General features: G+C 44.1%; 1 pseudogene. It reads right to left on the reverse strand.

Annotated features, from left to right (window positions below):
• Positions 1 to 374, reverse strand: a pseudogene (locus B3182_RS03120) (NADH:ubiquinone reductase (Na(+)-transporting) subunit F); the annotation flags it as partial.

Raw genomic sequence — 374 nt, forward strand, 5'->3', positions numbered from 1 at the left:
ACCGCTGCATTCATCATCGGTGGCCCACACATATAATATTCACAATCTTCCGGTGCAGGATGATCTTTCAGGTAATTTTCGTATATGACGTTGTGAATAAAGCCTGTGTAGCCCGTCCAGTTATCTTCTGGCAAAGCATCGGATAAAGCGACATGCCAGGTAAAGTTGTCATTTTCCGCGGCAAGTTCATCAAAATCTTCGGTATAAAACATTTCACGCAAACTGCGAGCACCATACCAGAAGGTCATTTTACGCTTGGATTTCAGGCGGCGTAACTGATCAAAAATATGCGAACGCATTGGTGCCATGCCGGCACCACCACCAATAAATACCATTTCTCTATCCGTATCTTTGGCAAAAAACTCACCAAATGG

The sequence above is a fragment of the Methylophaga sp. UBA4204 genome, assembly GCF_002379485.1.
In the GTDB taxonomy this organism is placed as follows: Bacteria; Pseudomonadota; Gammaproteobacteria; order Nitrosococcales; family Methylophagaceae; genus Methylophaga.